The 19,397-nt window shown below is 62.1% G+C and carries 17 protein-coding genes; 15 read left to right on the top strand and 2 right to left on the bottom strand.

What is annotated here, in order from left to right; genetic code table 11:
* Positions 1–164 precede the first annotated feature (164 nt).
* The 11 genes from GSQ88_RS21770 to GSQ88_RS21725 all read left to right on the top strand — a co-directional run bounded on the left by GSQ88_RS21770 (position 165) and on the right by GSQ88_RS21725 (position 9,953).
* On the top strand, positions 165–353 hold the full coding sequence (locus tag GSQ88_RS21770) for a hypothetical protein (protein WP_159009805.1): 189 nt from the start codon (positions 165–167) through the stop codon (positions 351–353).
* Between the two features lie 14 nt (positions 354–367).
* Positions 368–505, top strand: coding sequence for a hypothetical protein (locus GSQ88_RS35045; protein WP_174248077.1), 138 nt, complete (start codon positions 368–370; stop codon positions 503–505).
* 265 nt (positions 506–770) lie between these two features.
* Positions 771–2,084 (top strand): oxalate/formate MFS antiporter, encoded by a 1,314-nt coding sequence (gene oxlT / locus GSQ88_RS21765; protein WP_159009804.1) that lies wholly within the window; start codon positions 771–773, stop codon positions 2,082–2,084.
* A gap of 276 nt (positions 2,085–2,360) precedes the next feature.
* Positions 2,361–2,795, top strand: a complete 435-nt coding sequence (locus GSQ88_RS21760) for a CBS domain-containing protein (RefSeq protein ID WP_159009803.1) — start codon at positions 2,361–2,363, stop codon at positions 2,793–2,795.
* 51 nt (positions 2,796–2,846) lie between these two features.
* Entirely contained in the window at positions 2,847–3,902 is a 1,056-nt protein-coding gene (locus GSQ88_RS21755; protein WP_159009802.1) for a ketopantoate reductase family protein, read from the top strand.
* A gap of 326 nt (positions 3,903–4,228) precedes the next feature.
* Positions 4,229–5,524, top strand: a complete 1,296-nt coding sequence (locus GSQ88_RS21750; protein ID WP_159009801.1) for an aspartate aminotransferase family protein — start codon at positions 4,229–4,231, stop codon at positions 5,522–5,524.
* 184 nt (positions 5,525–5,708) lie between these two features.
* Complete coding sequence (locus tag GSQ88_RS21745; RefSeq protein ID WP_159009800.1) at positions 5,709–6,704, top strand: NAD(P)H-dependent flavin oxidoreductase; 996 nt, start codon at positions 5,709–5,711, stop codon at positions 6,702–6,704.
* 204 nt (positions 6,705–6,908) lie between these two features.
* Entirely contained in the window at positions 6,909–7,883 is a 975-nt protein-coding gene (locus GSQ88_RS21740) for a zinc-binding dehydrogenase (protein WP_159009799.1), read from the top strand.
* Between the two features lie 178 nt (positions 7,884–8,061).
* The gene (locus GSQ88_RS21735; protein ID WP_159009798.1) at positions 8,062–8,937 is read left to right on the top strand and encodes a carotenoid biosynthesis protein; all 876 of its coding nucleotides are present in this window, start codon (positions 8,062–8,064) and stop codon (positions 8,935–8,937) included.
* 93 nt (positions 8,938–9,030) lie between these two features.
* Positions 9,031–9,261, top strand: a complete 231-nt coding sequence (locus GSQ88_RS21730; RefSeq protein WP_159009797.1) for a hypothetical protein — start codon at positions 9,031–9,033, stop codon at positions 9,259–9,261.
* A gap of 338 nt (positions 9,262–9,599) precedes the next feature.
* A complete protein-coding gene (locus GSQ88_RS21725) occupies positions 9,600–9,953 on the top strand; it encodes a hypothetical protein (protein WP_159009796.1) in 354 nt (117 codons plus the stop codon).
* 46 nt (positions 9,954–9,999) lie between these two features.
* On the opposite strand, the gene GSQ88_RS21720 is transcribed toward GSQ88_RS21725, so the two are convergent.
* Positions 10,000–10,479 (bottom strand): hypothetical protein, encoded by a 480-nt coding sequence (locus GSQ88_RS21720; RefSeq protein ID WP_159009795.1) that lies wholly within the window; start codon positions 10,477–10,479, stop codon positions 10,000–10,002.
* On the opposite strand from GSQ88_RS21720, the gene GSQ88_RS21715 reads away from it, so the two are divergent.
* Both GSQ88_RS21715 and GSQ88_RS21710 read left to right on the top strand, forming a co-directional pair.
* Positions 10,462–11,841, top strand: a complete 1,380-nt coding sequence (locus tag GSQ88_RS21715) for a cation-efflux pump (protein WP_159009794.1) — start codon at positions 10,462–10,464, stop codon at positions 11,839–11,841. The two genes, GSQ88_RS21720 and GSQ88_RS21715, sit on opposite strands and share 18 nt — an antisense overlap.
* A 416-nt stretch (positions 11,842–12,257) precedes the next feature.
* A complete protein-coding gene (locus GSQ88_RS21710; protein WP_159009793.1) occupies positions 12,258–14,582 on the top strand; it encodes a PAS domain-containing sensor histidine kinase in 2,325 nt (774 codons plus the stop codon).
* A gap of 1,636 nt (positions 14,583–16,218) precedes the next feature.
* Here the strand turns inward: GSQ88_RS21710 and GSQ88_RS21705 are convergent.
* Positions 16,219–17,112, bottom strand: a complete 894-nt coding sequence (locus tag GSQ88_RS21705) for a LysR family transcriptional regulator (protein WP_159009792.1) — start codon at positions 17,110–17,112, stop codon at positions 16,219–16,221.
* Positions 17,113–17,358: 246 nt separating this feature from the next.
* On the opposite strand from GSQ88_RS21705, the gene GSQ88_RS21700 reads away from it, so the two are divergent.
* Complete coding sequence (locus GSQ88_RS21700) at positions 17,359–17,835, top strand: formate dehydrogenase subunit gamma (protein ID WP_159009791.1); 477 nt, start codon at positions 17,359–17,361, stop codon at positions 17,833–17,835.
* A complete protein-coding gene (locus GSQ88_RS21695) occupies positions 17,832–19,388 on the top strand; it encodes a formate dehydrogenase beta subunit (RefSeq protein ID WP_159009790.1) in 1,557 nt (518 codons plus the stop codon). The genes GSQ88_RS21700 and GSQ88_RS21695 overlap by 4 nt, the downstream gene beginning before the upstream one ends.
* Positions 19,389–19,397: the final 9 nt, after the last annotated feature.

Below are 19,397 nucleotides of genomic sequence, written 5' to 3'. Positions count from 1 at the left end.
GGAGCCGCTCTCCCGGCAGACGTCATCCTGAGGTGCGCGCTCTTTCTTGCGCGCCTCGAAGGATGGTGTTCTGCGTCGTGCTTGCGGCCATCCTTCGAGGCTCGCCCAAGCGGGCTCGCACCTCACGGGCGAACGCACCGCGTTCGTCCCGGGGATGACGGCCGATGGCAGCGATCTTCGAATCTCAAGGCCGCCGGTTCCCGGCTGCCTTTTTCGTGATCGGGATCCCCGGCCGCGTCATTTTGTTGCACTGCAAACGTCGTCATGCTGCTATGCAAACAAAGCAGTTGCGGTTGGTATCTGGTATACCTAATCTGTTGTCAGAACGCAGCGAGCCGCTGCACCCGCTTTAAGCTAGGGGGACAACATGTCCGATACCACCGCTCTTCGCTTGGCTCCCGCCAGCACCCTGTTCGGCCGCCTAATGGCCTTGGTCGACCGCCTCTTGATGGCGAACGCCCGGATCGCCGATCGCAACGGCGATCCACCGTATTTCGGGCTCTGATAACGGGCCGCGCGGATATTCCGCGTCCCGCCGATCAAGCCTGTAACCCTTCCTCCCTGACTGAGGCCCCGGTTTTTGCGGGGTCTTTTTTTGCGCTAAAATCCAGATAATCCCAAGTCCGCAACGCCGAGTCCCGCCACGCCACGCACTCCACCCCTGCGACATAATGAGCAGAACGGAGGGCTTGCGCTCTGGCATAATACATACCACTATGCGATGACCCTAACGCTCGCCATAAAAATAGAAGCGTATCCCGGGAGGAATCATGAGCATCACGACACAACCTGCGGCATCCCCTGCGCCTGAAGGCCCGTACTTCCGGTGGCTGCAACTGGGGATGGGCATCGTCTGCATGGCGATGATCGCCAACCTGCAATATGGCTGGACGCTGTTCGTCGATCCGATCGACGCCAAATATCACTGGGGCCGCGCCGCGATCCAGCTGGCCTTCACGCTGTTCGTGGTGACCGAAACCTGGCTGGTTCCGATCGAAGCCTGGTTCGTCGATAAATACGGCCCGCGCGCCGTGATCATGTTCGGCGGGGTGATGATCAGCCTCGCCTGGGTGCTGAACTCCTACGCCGATACGCTGGTGCTGCTTTACGTCGCCGCGATCGTCGGCGGCATCGGCGCCGGCTCGGTGTACGGCACCTGCGTCGGCAACGCGCTGAAATGGTTTCCCGACCGCCGCGGCCTCGCCGCCGGCGCCACCGCCGCAGGCTTCGGCGCGGGGGCTGCGATCACCGTGGTGCCGATCGCCAACATGGTGGCCGAAAGCGGCTATCAACACGCCTTCTTCACCTTCGGCATCGGCCAGGGTGTCATCGTCTTCATCCTTGCGATCTTCCTGCGCAAGCCGTCGCGGGTGATGCCGGCGAAGAAGAAACAGCTGCATCTGCCGCAGACCAAGATCGACTTCACGCCGCCGCAGGTGCTGCGCAGCCCGATCTTCTGGGTGATGTATCTGGTGTTCGTGATGGTCGCCGCCGGCGGCCTGATGGCGGCCGCCCAGATCGCGCCGATCGCGCATGACTTCAAGATCGCCGACCAGCCGGTGGGGCTGTTCGGCTTCCAGATGGCCGCATTGACCTTTGCGATTTCGCTCGACCGCATCTTCGACGGTTTCGGCCGGCCATTCTTCGGCTGGGTTTCCGACACCATCGGCCGCGAACACACCATGTTCATCGCGTTCGGGACCGGCGCGCTGATGCTGCTGACGTTGTCGGTGTACGGCCACATCCCGATCGTGTTCGTGCTGGCGACGGCGGTTTATTTCGGCGTGTTCGGCGAGATCTACAGCCTGTTCCCGGCCACCAGCGGCGACACATTTGGCGTGAAGTTCGCCACCACCAACAACGGCATGCTCTACACCGCCAAGGGCACGGCGTCGCTGCTGGTGCCGCTCGCCAGCATCATCGCGACCCATTTCGGCTGGCAGGCGGTGTTCGTCGTCGCGGTCGCACTCAATGCCACTGCGGCGCTGATGGCGGTGTTCGTGATCAAGCCGATGCGGCGCGCGTTCATCCTCGGCCATGAAGCGACGGCGAGCGCCCAGGCCACCGACGCCAAAGTCGCCTGACCCTCAGCTTCGGATTCAACCAAGAGGCGCATTCCGGTGCGCCTCTTTTTTGTCCACAGAAATTGGAATACATAATACCAATTAACTTTTCAGACGCCGGTTTCAACGTCAGAGGCCGGTGCCCTCCAGCGCCGGACAGCCAAATAAGTCAATAATACTGCCGTTTATTCGATGGTGTGCGCGGTGGACGACGTCAAGATCGAATTGACAACTGGAATAATGTATACCAATATCGTGATCACAAGAGACACTCATGGAAACCCCAAGGAGGTTGCGATGAAAGTCGGAGACATCCTGCGCAAGAAGACGGCACGCGTGGCGACGGTTCGCATGAACGAAACCGTGGGCGTTGCCGCCCAATTGATGCGCGCCAGCAATATCAGCGCGCTCGTGGTCAAGGACGTGGTGCGGACCGAAGGCAATACCGCGGTCGGAATGTTCACCGAGCGCGACGTCGTGCGCGCGATCGCCGAACACGGCGCGGCCGGCGTCAACCTGAAGGTCTCGCAGCTGATCTCGGTGCAGCAACTGGTGTCCTGCAGTTCGGCCGATACGCTCGAACATGCGCGCCACCTGATGAACAGGAATCACATCCGGCATCTGCCCGTGATCGATAATTACAGCCTGATCGGCGTGGTCAGCGTCCGCGATATCTCGACCGCGTTCGATGAAGCCTCGGCGGTCGCCAAACCCGCCGTCGACGCCGCCTGACCCAGGCGCGCCAGAGACAATTCCGCCCCCCTCATCCGTGGACGAAAAAGCATGGCGCGCAACATTCTGATCCTCGGGGCCTCCTATGGCTCCCTGCTGGCGACCAAGCTGCTGATGGCCGGTCACAACGTGACGCTGGTTTGCCGGCAGCAGACCGCCGAGCTGATCAATCGCCACGGCACCGAAGTTCGCATCAAACTGCGTGACGAGGCGCAGCACCGGGCGATCTTTTCACGCGATCTGCCGGGCATATTGGACGCGGTGCCGCCGGCCGAGGTCGATATTTCCCGTTATGATCTGGTCGGTCTGGCGATGCAGGAGCCGCAATACACCAACCATACGATCCGGGTGCTGATGATCAAGATCGCCGAGGCGAGACTGCCTTGTCTTTCGATCATGAACATGCCGCCGCTGCCCTATTTGAAGCGGATCCCGGCGCTGGCGGCGATGGATCTGGAGCAGGCCTATACCAACGCCAACGTCTGGCAACGCTTTCAGACCGGACTGGTGTCGCTGTGCTCGCCCGATCCGCAGGCCTTTCGTCCGCCGGAAGAGAAGGCGAATGTGCTTCATGTCGGCCTGCCGACGAATTTCAAGGCCGCGGCCTTTGCCGATGAGAAACACAACCACCTGCTGCGCGAACTCGAAGCCGATATCGACGCAGTGAGGCTCGACGGCCACGACGTTCCAGTCAAACTTCGGGTGTTCGAGTCGCTGTTCGTGCCACTGGCAAAATGGTCGATGCTGTTGACCGGAAATTACCGCTGCATCACCCCGCATGAGCCGCGCTCGATCCGCGACGCCGTGCACGGCGATCTCAAACTCTCGCAATCGGTCTATGACCATGTGGATTCGATCGCGCGGCGGCTGGGCGCCGAGCCTGCGGACCACGTACCCTTCGAGAAATATGCCAAGGCGGCGGAAAGCCTGCTCAAGCCATCGTCGGCGGCGCGCGCGGTCGCCGGTGGCGCGCGCTTCATCGAACGGGTCGACCTCCTGGTAAAGTTGATTTCGCATCAGCTTGGCCTGCCCCATGCCGAGATCGACCGCACGGTAGAGGTCGTGGATCAAAAACTCAGTGATGGGGTCGTGGCCGGCGCGGCGTGACATTCGCCTCTTTCGTGATCCCAGGGCCGGTCTGCTTGAGGACCGCGGCAATGCGCGGCAAGCGCTGACTCCAGCATTTCCCGGTTGCCATATCCGAGCGCGATCCGGGCAGGCGCCGACGCTTGCTGGGCTCAGACGGATCGAATATTCTACGAAATCAACCTAGAACAATATTACAACACTCCGGTGGGATACCCAGGACGATTGGCTGCGGTGGTGGATCAAATGGTCCGGCATTGTACCGCCAACCAGCCAGAGCCACGTCGCGCGCCTCGTCAACCGGTGCGGGGCGCCCTACAATCTGAGCCGAGAGAAAAACAGCCGACATGAAGAACAACAGTGAAGAGCAGCATCTGGTCGAGACCGCCCGCCGCGTGCTGCCCGGGGGCAGCTTCGGCAATATTGCGAGCGAGATCATCATCCGCGAAGGCCGCGGTGGACGGGTATGGGACGTTAGCGGCAACGAGTATGTGGACTTCCTGCTCGGCTCCGGACCGATGCTGGTCGGCCACGCCAATGCAGAGGTCAACGCGGCCGTTACGGAACAGCTGGGCCGCGGCACCACTTTTTTCGCCAACAATGAATATGGCATCCAGCTCGCGGCAGAGATCGTGGAGGCGATGGACTGCGCTGAGCAGGTGCGCTTTGCGAGCTCCGGAACCGAGGCTGATGCGATCGCGATGCGTGCGGCACGCGCCTATCGCAAGCGCAGCAAGATATTGAAGTTCGAGGGCGGTTATCACGGCATGAGCGACTACGGCTTGATGAGCCTGTGGCCGAGCGGCGCCGGCAACTCCGCGCGCGCGGTGCCGGACTCGGCGGGGATACCGGATTCGGTGCGGGACGAGATGCTGGTCGCGCCCTTCAACGATCTCAAGGCGGCGCAGCAACTGATCCACGCGCACAGGGATGAGCTCGCGGGCGTGATTGTCGAGCCGATGCAGCGCCTGCTGCCGCCGGCGCCCGGATTTCTGCAGGGCCTGCGCGACATCACTGCCGAATATGGCATTCTGCTGATCTTCGACGAAGTCGTGACCGGCTTCCGGTTGGCTTACGGCGGCGGCCAGGAATATTACGGCGTCACGCCGGATCTTTGCACCCTGGGTAAGGTGGTCGGCGGTGGCTATCCGCTATCCGCGATCGCCGGCAAGGCCGAGATCATGGCGCATTTCGACAAGGCGAAGGTCGGCGCCGAAGGCTTCATGCCGCAAGTCGGCACCTTGAGCGGCAACCCGATCGCATCGATTGCCGGCCTTGCCACACTCAAGATTCTGAAGCGCCCCGGCGCCTATGAAAAACTCCACGCAACGGGTAACGCGATCCGGACCGGGCTGGAGAAGGCGCTGCACGACGCCGGCATCCCTGCCGTCGTCAAGGGCGAGCCTGTGATGTTCGATGCTTATTTCACCAACCGTGCCAAGGTGGACGACTATCGCGACACCTTGGACGTGAACCCCAAGGTAACCCGCCGCTTCAATGACCTGCTCCGCGAGCGCGGCATCTTCAAGGGAGACAGCAAGTTCTACATCTCGCTTGCCCATGACGAGAAGGACGTGCGTAACGCCGTCAACGCCTTCCAGGAAGCAGCATCGATCATCGCGAAAGAACCGCCGCTCGCCTGAGGCGCGTCGGGCGCTTTGGCGGAATTGTCCGCCCCGCGGAAACAAAAGCCCCGCTTTTGCATGATGGCGTCGCCCCGACCTGCCCCACCCCCGGTGGACATTTGCGGGGGGTGGCGGCATCCTGCCGCTCGAAATCAAAAGAACGCGCGCGGCCGGCCGCGCCGGGGAAACATAGAGGCAACACATGATCAAGACACGATTCACCGAACTCGTCGGCGTCGAGCACCCGATCGTGCAGGGCGGCATGCAATGGGTCGGACGCGCCGAACTGGTGGCAGCCGTTTCCAACGCCGGCGCGCTCGGGCTGATCACGGCGCTGACCCAGCCGACGCCGGAAGACCTCACCAAGGAAATCGCGCGCTGCCGCGACCTCACCGACAAGCCGTTCGGCGTCAACCTCACCATTCTTCCTTCGATCAAGCCGCCGCCTTACGCGGAATATCGCCAGGCCATCATCGAGGCCGGCATCAAGATCGTGGAGACCGCCGGCAACAAGCCGCAGGAACACGTCACCGAGTTCAAGAAGCACGGCATCAAGATCATCCACAAATGCACCAGCGTCCGTCACGGGCTGTCGGCGGAGCGGATGGGCGTCGATGCGCTCTCGATCGACGGCTTTGAATGCGCCGGTCATCCCGGCGAGGACGATACCCCCGGCCTGATCCTGATTCCGGCCGCCGCCGACAAGATCAAGATTCCGATGATCGCCTCCGGCGGCTTCGGCGACGGCCGCGGCCTGGTCGCGGCGCTGGCGCTCGGTGCCGAGGGCATCAACATGGGCACCCGCTTCATGTGCACCAAGGAGAGCCCGATCCATCAGCTGGTGAAGGAAAAGATCGTCGCCAATGACGAGCGCGAGACCGAATTGATTTTCCGCACCATGCGCAACACCTCGCGCGTCGCCAAAAACGCGATCAGCACCAAAGTGGTCGCGATGGAAAAGGAAGGCGCCAAGTTCGAGGACGTCCGCGAACTCGTCGCAGGCGCGCGCGGCAAGATGGTGTACGCCAACGGAGATCACGATGAAGGCATCTGGTCGGCCGGACAGGTGCAGGGATTGATCCACGATATCCCGACCTGCGCCGAACTGGTCTCGCGCATCATGCACGATGCCGAGGCCATCATGCGCGAGCGCTTTGAGGCCATGATGTCCGGCACCCGTCGGCAGGCCGCGGAATAATCGTTCCGTCGTTGCGAGCGCGGAATAATTGGCGAGTTCGTCATTGCGAGGAGCGCAGCGACGAAGCAATCCAGCTTCTTCTGGAGTAAGATGGATTGCTTCGCGGAGCCTGTCATCGGGCGGGCATTCGCCCGACCCGTTGGCTCGCAATTACGCAGAAATAATTATCGTCCCGATTTACCAGCAAGAAAAAGAAAGCTGCCCATGAAAGCCTATGTCTACGGCGCCAACGGCGCCGAAATCACCGACGTCGCAAAACCCGCACCGAAGGGCACGCAGGTGCTGGTTCGCGTGCGCGCCTGCGGCCTCAACCGCGCCGACCTCGGCATGACCAAGGGCCACGCCCATGGCAGCGCCGGCGGCGTCGGCGCGGTGCTCGGCATGGAATGGGCGGGTGAGATCGCGGAAGTCGGCCCCGACGCCAGGGGCGTCAAGGTCGGTGAACGCGTGATGGGCTCCGGCGGTGCGGCGTTTGCCGAATATGCCCTGGCCGATCATGGCCGGCTGTTCCGGATTCCCGGCAATGCCAACATGAATTTCGAGGAAGCCGCGACCTTGCCGGTCGCGCTCGCCACCATGCACAACGCGGTGGTGACCAATGGCGCCTTGCAACCCGGCCAATCCGTGCTGATCCAGGGCGCCAGCTCCGGCGTCGGCCTGATGGCGATGCAGATCGCAAAACTCAAGGGCGCGAAAATCGTGATCGGCTCATCGACCGATGCGACGCGGCGCGGGCGCCTGAAGGAATTCGGCGCCGACCTCGCGGTGGATTCCTCCGATCCCGGCTGGGTCGATCAGGTGCTCAAGGCCACCGACGGCGAAGGCGTCGACCTGATTGTCGACCAGATCTCGGGCAAGGTCGCCAACCAGAACATGAAGGCCACCAAAATCAAGGGCCGCATCGTCAATGTCGGCCGGCTCGGCGGCACACACGCCGATTTCAATTTCGACCTGCACGCCGCGCGACGCATCAACTACATCGGCGTCACCTTCCGCACCCGCTCGATCGAGGAAATCCGCGAGATCTTCGTCGAGGTGCAGAAAGACATCTGGCCCGCGGTGGAGGCGCGAAAACTGCAACTGCCGATCGACAAGGTGTTTTCGTTCGACGACATCGGCAAAGCCTTCGAGCGCATGGAAGCCAACCAGCATCTGGGCAAGATCGTGGTGAGGCTGTAGCTTGAGGCCGTCATCGTTACTTCCCCTCTCCCCTTGTGGGAGAGGGTGGCTCGCATCGAAGATGCGAGACGGGTGAGGGGTTTCAGCCTCTCGTTGTGTATCGACCCCTCATCCGGCACGGACTTCGTCCGTGCCACCTTCTCCCACAAGGGGAGAAGGGAAGTAAGGGAAAGCCGTCATGACCGAGACCGTCAGCACAGACACCGGCGACAAGCGGACCGTCACCGTTCGGACGACAACCCTGTGGCTATTGATTGCCGGCTATCTCCTCGCCGTTATCTGCTTCACCTGGAATCCGACCCCGATCGCACAAGCGCTGGCGGCCATCGGAATCGTCGGCGCATGCCTGCATGCCACCATGACCTATGGCTTCCGGCACATGCTGGCGCTGTTCGCGATCTGCGTCGTAACCACCTTCGCCATCGAAAACCTCGGCGTCGCCACCGGCTTTCCATTCGGACATTATCATTTCGAAGTCGGCGCCGACCTGCCCCACATCGGCGCCATTCCCGTGATCGTCGGACCTCTGTGGTTCGGCATGGGCTATTTCTCGTGGCGGCTCGCGTCGATCCTGCTCGACGGCGCCGATCGCCGCCTTGACCGGAATTTTAACTTGATCGCCCTGCCCATCGTCGCGGCGTTTATCGCCACACAATGGGACATGGTGATGGAGCCCGCCGCGGCAACGATCGGCAAGGCCTGGATATGGCACGACGGCGGGGCCATTTTCGGCGTACCATTGTCGAATTATTTCGGCTGGCTATTGACCGCATGGCTGTTCTTTCAAATGTTCGCACTGTATCTGCGCCGCCGCCGCGGACCGTGGATGCAGAACAACCAGACCGCCCTGAACGCGATTGCGATCCTGTTCTATGTTTGCGGTGGCCTGACGCATGTCGTGCCCTGGATGATGGGACAATCCGGCGACGTCACCGATGCCGCCGGTCATATCTGGAAAATAGCCGAACTGCGCGAAGCCACCGTCGCCACCATGATGTTCACCATGCTTTTCACGGCATTGCTGTCGGCGTTTCGGCTGGCGAAGAGTGCGTGATGGCGGGCGATTGCTGCTAATTACCTCGGACCAGGCCGGATATCTTCGGAACGATGCGGGTCAGCCGGCCTTATCTACCGAGGTATCCAAACCATGGCTGATCCAATGCAAATTGTTCCCGTTGACCGCTCGCTTCCCGTGGACCGCGCGTTGAGAATATATGGCGTGCTCGCCAATCGCGCGGAGACCACAGGCGCGCGTGAAAAGCTCTCGAAGCACCTGATGCAGATGTTCAACGAAGGCGAAAAGGACCAGCATCGCCTGACGGTGAACGGCTTATCGTACCTTCAGAAGCTTGACCGGGAACGCGACTCCCGAAATTGAGCCCGCTATTTTTGCAGCGCGTTGGCCTTTTGCGCTTTCCGCTGTTTCCGCAGCGAATTTTGCCGCGAGATTTGGGCGCTCTCCGGGCTCAGCGGTTGATGATGGCGAGGCTGGCCCTTGCCGACTGGCGGTTTTGGCGCAGCGGTCGGCTGCCTGCCAGCTGCTGGCATCACGGGTTGCGTTTGAGTAGGGATCGTTTTCCAGTTCGCAGCAGGTTGCGTGGTCATGGGGCCGCAAAGCGGTTTGCGCTTGGACATTCGAGGTAACGCGCCCGAGACGTTTTAGTTCGAAGTCTTTTCAGTTCGAAGCTGCTTTGGAACAGCGTAAGGCGAGGCCGAATGACGACCCCGATCCGCGAAAACCGATATTCAGGGCTGCGGCATCACGCGAGGGTTCACTCGTTCCGAATCTTTACCGTGGTGCTGGCCTGGCTATGCATCGGCGCGGCATTTTACCAAAAGCCTGAACTGCTGACCGGACTTCAGCGCGCCATCCAGCGCGGCATGGAGACCGTTGGCGATACCATCCCGCCGCCATGGGGACCGCGCATCGAGTTTGTGTTCCGGGAAATCGGCGGCTTTATCTGGCTGCAGATCACCCTGATCGTTGTGTTCCTGCGAATGCTGCTGTCCGGGATCGCGGCGTTGTGGCGTTTGCTGCGAAGCAGAGATACCGAGCCAAATGACGCCTGACCCACGCAGCATTTTCAATTTGATCAAGGATATCGCTTGAAAGCATTTATCGCGGGTTTTCGGGGGTCGCTTCCGACGGGCTGCTGGCTGGAGGCGGCACCGGATTTATGATGGTTGATTCCGGCATTCCGGCCGGCCCCGGATTGCTTGCAACATGAGTTGTGCTCCCGGGTCCCAGTGCGAAAATGGCGAATGCCACGATAAACACAGCGACAATTGCAACTAACGTTCGACCACCTAGCCTGCCTTCGCGATCGTTGTTCGGCATGCAGCTTTCCTTCATTTTGAACGAAGCGCCTGTTTGGCGCCGGCACCCCTCCAGGGTTAAAGGTTGAGTTCGTCCATCGTTCCACCGCTGTGCCGCGCGCGGCTTCATGCCTGCCGCCAACTTCGCTGCTTCAAACTTAAAATCGGAACAATTCGCAACAATTTCGCTTCTGCAAATGAGTAGCGATTGCGTGGTGGATGCGAGCTTTGACGTGACATGATCGGCTGCTAAAGCATCGCCATGAGCCGATTTGTTCACTCCGAAAAATCCCGCGTCGCCGCGATCTCGATGATCGCCAGCGCCAGCATGGCCGCGGCCAAATTCGTCGTCGGTATCTCGATCGGCAGTATCGCGCTGATCTCCGAGGCGCTGCATTCCTCGGTCGATCTCGCCGCGACCATCGTCACCTGGATGGTGGTGCAGGTGTCCGACAAGCCGGCGGACGAGGAACATCATTACGGCCACGGCAAGATGGAGAGCCTGTCGGCGCTCGGCGTGATCGCGATGCTGTATGTGCTGGCGGGCGGCATCCTGGTCGCCTCCTATGGCCGGTTGCGCGACGGCGCGCCGCCGCCGACCCTCTCGGTGATCCCGTTCGCGGTTCTCCTGATCGACATCGCGGTCAATCTGTGGCGCGCTTTGGCGCTCCAGCGTACCGCGCGCGCGACCAAAAGCCAGGCGCTGGCCGCCGATGCGCTGCATTTTGCGTCCGACGTACTCGGCTCGATCGCCGTCATCGCCGGGCTCGCGCTGTCCGCGCTTGGATATCGCTGGGGCGACGCGGCGGCCGCGATCGGCGTCGCGGTGGTGATTTCGGCGCTCGGCCTGCGGCTGGCGCGTTCCACCGTGGAAACCCTGCTCGACCGCGCGCCGGACGGCGTCGCCGAGAAGGCGACGGCCGCGCTCAAGGCGGTGCCCGGCATCGTCGATGTCGAGCGGCTGCGGGCGCGCATGGTCGGCCCGACCCATTTCATCGACGCCACCGTCCAGGTGCCGCGCACCTTTCCGATCGATCGGGTCGAAGCCATCAAGCGGCAGGCGCAGGACGCGGTCACCGCAGCGCTCGGCGATGCCGATCTGACCTTCACCCCGGTTCCGATCGCGCGCGACAATGAGAGTGTGCGCGAACGCATCATGGTGATCGCGCGCAATTCGGGCCTCGCCGTCCATCATGTCACCGTCCACGATCTCGGCGGCAAGCTGACCGTCAGCATCGACCTCGAAGTCGACGGCGAGATGGCGCTCGATGCGGCCCACGACATCGCCCACGCATTCGAACACGACATCCGCGAGGAGTTCGGCGACGACGTCGAAGTCGATACCCATATCGAACCGCTGGAACCGGAATTGCCTGTCGGCACCGATGCCGCGCCCGATCGGGTCGAAACCATCCGCTCCGCGTTGGCGGGTTTTGCCGCCGACGGCGCCATCCATGACATCCATAATGTGCGGGTGCGCGACACCGATGCCGGTGAAATCGTCAACTTCCATTGCCGCGCCGCGCCCTCGATGAGCGTGATCAAGGTCCACGAGAACGTCGATGAGATCGAACGCGCCCTGCGCCGCGCATTCCCGACGGTCAAGCGCGTCATCAGCCACGCCGAACCGCCGAAGGCGTGAGGTGGCGGCGACGAGATTGCAAACGTCATCGCGAGGAGGAGCTTGCGAAGCTATTTCCGTCGTCATCCTGAGGTGCGAGCTCTTGCGAGCCTCGAAGGATGGCCGCCGGCACTGCGCTGAACACCATCCTTCGAGGCCCGCCGAAGCCGGCGGGGCACCTCAGGATGACGTCGGAGACAGCTTCACATCCTATCAGGATGAGGTCACAACCGCGAAGCACCCCGCGCGTTCCCGTTTCGGACTCACTTTGTGACATCGTTGACGCCCCGATTCTCCGTTGGACAACATTTATTTGAAATTAACGAATCGTTGACTCTCGACAGCCCGGCAAAACTGGATTCAAATCGCTGTGATTCGGAAGCGAGCGGGGTGCTTCCGGACGTGTTCATTTTGATTTTTATTTGGGGGTGTTAGGCATGGCGCGCGCACACGCGGCGAGCGCGTGCGTCCAATCCGATTCGATCAAGGGATTGGCGCAGTCGATCGCGAAACCGGCCTACCATAGACTGCTGATAGCGGAGCCTGCGCTCCGCCGCGCGGTGCCTACCCTGATCATCGCGTTCCTGATCACCATCTGCCTTGGCGCCTTCGTCCAGGTGGTCGATCAGAACCGGCAAAAGCGCGCAGCCATGAGGCGCGATCTCGCCGCCGTGGCCGACATTCTCGCCGAGCGTATCGACCGCCTCGCGGCCGTGCCACAGCAGCCCCCGGCGTCGTTCGAGCGCCTGCAACTGCTGCTCGCCGATCTCATTCCGTCCTGGGGCCGGGCCAACGGCCGCCATGTGTTCGTCACCAGCGGAAGCCAGCACGTCCTCGCCCGCGCGCCGATCGACGGCGACATCGGCGATACCGCCAATGTCCTTGATATCGTCGGCGCCGCACTGCCGCTGGCCGGCCCCGATCAGCCGTCGGCTGCGACCGATGTCATCCTGCCCAACGGCAACAGCGCATTGGTCATTTCGCGCGTGATCAAATCGCTGGCAGGCCAGGTCATCGTGATCCAGGAAAAGGTCGATCCGCTCTGGGGGTCGGACGCGGCGCTGTCGGTGACGCTTTCCGCCACCACCGGATTTGTCGTGCTGATCCTGGGCTTTGCCTTTCACTGGCAATCGACCCGCGCCCGCGAAGGCGATCTCATCAATGACGCGGTGCGCGGCCGGATCGATACCGCGCTCAACCGCGGGCGCTGCGGCTTGTGGGATTGGGATCTGTCGCGCGGACGAATTTTCTGGTCGCAATCGATGTTCACCCTGCTCGGCCTCGACAGCCGCAGCGACCTCCTGACCTTCGGCGAGGTCAACGCGCTGGTGAAGTCGGACGATATCGACCTGTTCGAGATCGCCAACCAGTTGATCTCCGGGAAACTCGACCACATCGACCAGACCTTCCGCATGCAGCACACCGACGGCCACTGGATCTGGCTGCGGGTGCGCTGCGAGCTCAGCCACGGCCCCAGCGATGCCGGCCTGCATTTGATCGGCATCGCGGTCGACATCACCGAACAGAAGAGTCTCGCCGAGAAAACCGTCGAGGCCGATCTGCGGCTGCGCGATGCGATCGAGACCATTCCGGAAGCCTTCGTGCTCTGGGACGCCGAAGACCGGCTGGTGTTGTGCAATTCGCACTTCCAGCGCCTGCACAAGCTGCCGGATTCGGCGGTCGCACCCGGCACCTCCTATGAGACCGTGATCGAGGTCGGCAGCATGCCGGAGGTCCGCACCCGGTTGCAGGAGACCTCGGCGCAGGCGCCGGGCGCGCGCACCTTCGAGGCCCAGATCGAGGACGGCAGCTGGCTGCACATCAGCGAGCGGCGCACCAAGGACGGCGGTTACGTCTCGGTCGGCACCGACATCACCCGCATCAAGGAACACGAACAGAAGCTGGTCGACAACGACCTTCGGCTGCGCGCCTCCGTGATCGACCTGAAGCGTTCGCAAACCGCGCTGGAACGCCAGGCCATCGAGCTTGCCGACCTCGCCGAAAAATATTCCGACGAGAAGACCCGCGCCGAGGAAGCCAACCAGACCAAATCCAAATTCCTGGCCAATATGAGCCACGAGCTGCGCACGCCGCTCAACGCCATCATCGGCTTCTCCGAGATCATGGGAAGCGGCATGTTCGGGACGCTCGGCTCGGAAAAATACCAGGAATATTGCCACGATATCCTGACCAGCGGCCGCTATCTGCTCGAAGTCATCAACGACATCCTGGATATGTCGAAGATCGAAGCCGGCCGGATGCAGCTCGACATGGAGCCGCTCGATCTGTCGAAGACGCTGCAGGAATCCATGCGCGTGGTCTCCGGGCGCGCCGAGCACAAGAACCTCGTGCTCGACGCCGACATCGAAGGCACCCTTGCGATGGTGGCGGATCGCCGCGCGATCAAGCAGATCATGGTCAATCTGCTGTCGAACGCCGTCAAATTCACGCCCGACGGCGGCAGGGTGGTGGTGCGCGGCCGGATGCGCGAGGATTCCATTCACCTGATGATCGCCGACACCGGCATCGGCATCGCCCCGCAATCGCTGACGCGGCTGGGCCGGCCGTTCGAGCAGGTCGAGAGCCAGCTCACCAAGACCTATCACGGCTCCGGGCTCGGACTTGCGATCGCCAAGTCGCTGACCAATCTGCATGGCGGATCGATGCGGCTGCGTTCGCGGCTCGGCACCGGCACCGTGGTGTGCGTGTCGTTGCCGCGCGACGCGCGGAAAGTGAAGGCGGAGATCTCGGCTGCGGCGTAAGTGGCCAAGACCCTGGATGAGCGTTGCGATTTGAATTTTCAAGCGACCCATCCATAGCTCGTCATTGCGAGCGTTAGCGAAGCAATCCAGGACCAAAGAAAGAGCTGGATTGCTTCGTCGCAAGCGCTCCTAGCAATGACGTTGATGACGATGCTCCACCCATCACCGTCGTCCCGGCGAACGCCGGGACCCATAATCCCTGGCGTTGGTTATTAAAGAAAGCATTCGCCTCAATGCCGAAAACGCGAGTCCTCGCCCTCGCGATGAGCGCAATTGCGCTCACGCTGGGGTCCCGGCGCGGGGCCGGGACGACGTGGGTGGATTGTTCGGATTTCAACATTCAACAAACAACGCTGCTAAGAGACACAGCCTCGCGATCTCACCGCGCGTTGCGCCCGAGGTTTGCAAATTTGTTTCGCCCCGAAAAGAGAGGGCGCAGTGCGATCCCAAGAGGGACGCAGGCGACCCTCAAGAGAGGGCGCAGGGAAGACCGGGTGCGCGCTGCACCCGCGGTCTCATGTGCAAAGCAGATAGCAAAAACGCACATGAGCATACAGGTTCAGCGGAAGCAGTCCGGCCTTCCCTGCGCAATGGTTTTAACGGCCTGTTTCGTGCTCTCCTCGGCGAGACCATGCTTTGTTGTCACCGTCGCCAGCGTGATGCGAAGCATCATCACCGACTTGATGCCGGCATCGGGGCATCAGGACCACACGACTTAACCGTCCGCCTCACGCGCCGTTCGTCAAAAGCGCATCGGCGTCCACCGCTCCCCGCCCCAACGTCAGTGACGATGGCCAACGCCCCCTCTACTTCAGGACGGGATGGGAGGAATAGGCAGGTGATTTGGGTCTGGAGTCAAGGATAATTTCTGAAAATCAGAAATAACGTGGAGATGTGAAGGGATAGTCAGGGCAAATCAGATTAAATCGCTTCAACAAATTCGATTTTGCGCGCATCGGGTTTTTCAGCCACGCGGTCCGTCAACCTATCCTAGGGCGGATTAGCGCAGCGTAATCCGCCACTACCGCTGCAACGGCGGATTACGCCTTCGGCTAACTAATCCGCCCTACGAGCTACGAGCTAAAATTCCGAATTGCTACCGGCTAACAGATTCCCGTCTTAAGTCGAACTCCAAGGGTGACGAGGCTCCAATGGTCAATCTCGCACCTGCATTCCACGCTACCCGCGCCTCTGATCCAACAAGAAATCCCTGCTGCTTTGTGAGGTGCTTACGAAAAGCTCTTGCGACAACGGCAAATAGCCTTTTCGATTCAGGGCCCTCAGATACGGTCCCTATCATCCCGCATAAGACGTCGTTGCCGTACCATCCACCAGGGCGCAAGACGATGCTGTCTGGATTCTCCAGCTGATCAATTGCAAAGCGAATCCCGCCGGCTTTCTGTGGGACATCTCGCACTTTGATTTGTATCGCGGGGCTCGAAAGAAGATACATCGGATTTCCCACCGCGTTAGGGTGAGCCCGTAGGGCGGATTAGCGGAGCGTAATCCGCCATTGCAGCACCTGGGCGGGCGACGTCGAGGAAAGTGGGGCGTTTGGCGAGCGGTGAAACAAGACGGCGGATTACGCTCCGCTAATCCGCCCTACAAGCTAACTCGCCGTCGTGCCACGATCGCCTCACGGCTCCAGCGTCGGCGCGACCTCGCGGGCGATCTGCGCCAGCGCGGCGATCAACGGCGTCAGCGGATCGCGCTGCGGCACCACCAGGCCAACGCTGTAGGTCACCGTGGGATCGACGATGGGGATCATTCGCACCGCGTCCGACAGGCCCAGCGTCTGCGCCAGCTTGGCCGGCATCACGCTCGCCCAGCGCCCGGTCTTGACGTGGGTGTAGAGCACGATGATCGAATTCGACGTCAGCGTCGGGGTCGCCTCCGCGCCGGCGGCTTTCAGCGCGCGATCGATGATGCGGCGGTTTTGCATATCGGGCGTCAGCAGGCACAGCGGCACCTGGCCGACTTCCTTCCAGGTGACCTGATCGCGATCGCCGAACATGCCGTCCGGCGAGGTCAGCAACAGGTAGCTCTCATTGTAGAGCGGGATCGAGCGGACCTTGCCGAGCGGTTCATTCTCCAGATAAGTCAGGCCGGCATCGACCTCGAGGTTTTCCAGCAACCCCAGCACCTCGATCGAGGTGCAGGACACGATGCGGAAGCGCACATCGGGATGGCGGGCGCGGAACGGCGTGGTCAGCGAAGCGACCATGCCGAGCGCGGTCGGGATCGCGGCCAGGGCGATCTCACCGGAAAGGCCTTCCTTGAGCGCGTTGATCTCCTGCCGCATCGCGCGGGCGTCGCCGACGATCCGCCGCGCCCAGTCGAGCGTCCGCTCGCCTTCGGGCGTAAAGCCCTGGAACCTCGAACCGCGTTGCACCAGCATGACGCCGAGGATTTCTTCGAGCTGCTTGAGGCTCGTCGACATCGTCGGCTGGGTCACGCCACAGGCCTCCGCGGCGCGTCCGAAGTGGCGTTCCTTGGCCAAGGCCAGCAGCAATTCAAGCTTGTCGATCAAAAAACGCCCTCACCTCACGAGTCCCCGCGGTGAGCGTATCACGCCCGCTCGCGGCCCAGTACGCCTAAAGGCCGCATCCAATGGGCCCGCCACCGCCGGAATTAGCCATTATTCAGATTTGCGATCAAACGATTTCATATCCGGATCGATCCGGTTTCCGTATCGCAGCATGAGACAGCTTTATTGATGTTTAAATCGATTCCAGCTTTCATAGGTTTACAAATAAGCCTCTGACAGAGAAGGCAAATGGCGCCAGTTTACGAACCATGGAATGCGGACCGGGGCGCGGACATCATCGCCGAGCATGCGCGCCTGGAAGGCGCGACATTGGTGATCCTGCACGCGCTGCAAGAAGCCTTCGGCTATGTGCCGGAGCCCGCGATACCGATGATCGCGCAGGCCCTCAATCTGTCGCGCGCCGAGATCCATGGCGTGTTCACGTTCTATCATGATTTCCGTCATCGGCCCGCCGGCCGGCACGTCCTGAAATTATGCCGCGCCGAAGCCTGCCAGGCCGCCGGCGGCGATGCGCTGGCCGCGCGCGCCGAAGCCAAACTCGGCATCGCGCTCGGCAACACTACCGCCGACGATCGCGTGACCCTGGAGCCGATCTATTGCCTCGGCCTGTGCGCCACTGCGCCATCGGCGATGCTCGATGGCCGCGTGGTCGGTCGTCTCGACGAGGCGCGCATCGACGCGCTGGTGGCGGAGGCGCAGCGATGAAAATGCGGATTTTCGTTCCCCGCGATGCCGGCGCGATTGCCGTCGGTGCAGATGACGTCGTTGCCGCACTCGAGCAGGCAGCCGAACAGCGCGGCCTGCCGATCACCATCGTGCGAACCGGATCGCGCGGGCTCTATTGGCTGGAGCCGATGGTCGAGGTGGCGACCTTGAAAGGCCGCGTGGCCTACGGCCCGGTGAGCCCGGGGGATGTCTCCTCGCTGTTCGAAGCTATCGCCAGCAATGGCCCGCACCCGCTGCGGCTTGGCATCACCGACGAGATTCCCTGGCTGAAGCGCCAGACCCGCCTGACGTTTGCGCGGTGCGGCGTGGTCGATCCGCGTTCGGTCGAGGACTATCGCGCCCATGGCGGCTATAAGGGCCTGGAGCGGGCGTTGACGCTGACCAGCGATGCGATACTGGCCGACGTCACGACGTCAGGATTGCGCGGCCGCGGCGGCGCCGGATTCCCGACCGGCATCAAATGGAAAACCGTGGCGCAAGCCAGCGCCGACCGGAAATATATCGTCTGCAACGCCGACGAAGGCGACAGCGGCACCTTCGCCGACCGCATGATCATGGAAGGCGATCCCTTTGTCGTGATCGAGGGCATGACCATCGCCGGCATCACGGTGGGCGCCACCAAGGGCTATATCTACATCCGCTCGGAATACCCGCATGCCGTCGCAGCGATGAACGCGGCGATCGCGGCTGCCAAACGCGCGAATTTCCTCGGCGAACGCATCTGCGGCTCGGCGCACGATTTTGATCTCGAAGTCCGGGTCGGCGCCGGCGCCTATGTCTGCGGCGAAGAAACCTCGCTGTTGGAAAGCCTCGAAGGCCGCCGCGGCATCGTCCGCGCCAAGCCGCCGCTGCCGGCGCATAAGGGCCTGTTCGGCAAGCCGACCGTGATCAACAACGTGCTGTCGTTCGCCGCGATCCCCTTCATTCTCGCCGGCGGCGCCAAGGCCTATGCCGATTTCGGCATGGGCCGCTCGCGCGGCACGATGCCGATCCAGCTCGCGGGTAATATCAAGCATGGCGGCCTGTTCGAGATCGCCTTCGGCATCACGCTCGGCGAACTGATCGACGATGTCGGCGGCGGCACTTTTACCGGACGCCCGGTTCGCGCGGTGCAGGTCGGCGGCCCGCTCGGCGCATATTTTCCGCGCGAGCTGTTCGACACCCCGTTCGACTATGAATCCTTTGCCGCGCGCGACGGCCTGATCGGCCATGGCGGCATCGTGGTATTCGACGACAGCGTCGACATGTCGAAGCAGGCGCGCTTTGCGATGGAATTCTGCGCCGTGGAATCCTGCGGCAAATGCACGCCGTGCCGGATCGGTTCGACCCGCGGCGTCGAGACCATCGACAAGATCCGCGCCGGCGAACGCGTTGCGGAAAATATCGCTGTCATCGAAGACCTCTGCAACACCATGAAATTCGGGTCGCTGTGCGCGCTGGGCGGCTTCACCCCCTATCCCGTCTCGAGTGCGTTGAAACATTTCCGGGAAGATTTCGGCCCCGCGCCCACGCGCCTGCAGGCCGCGGAATAAAGGAAACAG

This window comes from Bradyrhizobium sp. S69 (genome assembly GCF_009766005.1).
Taxonomy (GTDB): Bacteria; Pseudomonadota; Alphaproteobacteria; order Rhizobiales; family Xanthobacteraceae; genus Bradyrhizobium.
This window is presented reverse-complemented; position numbering and strand designations above follow the sequence as displayed.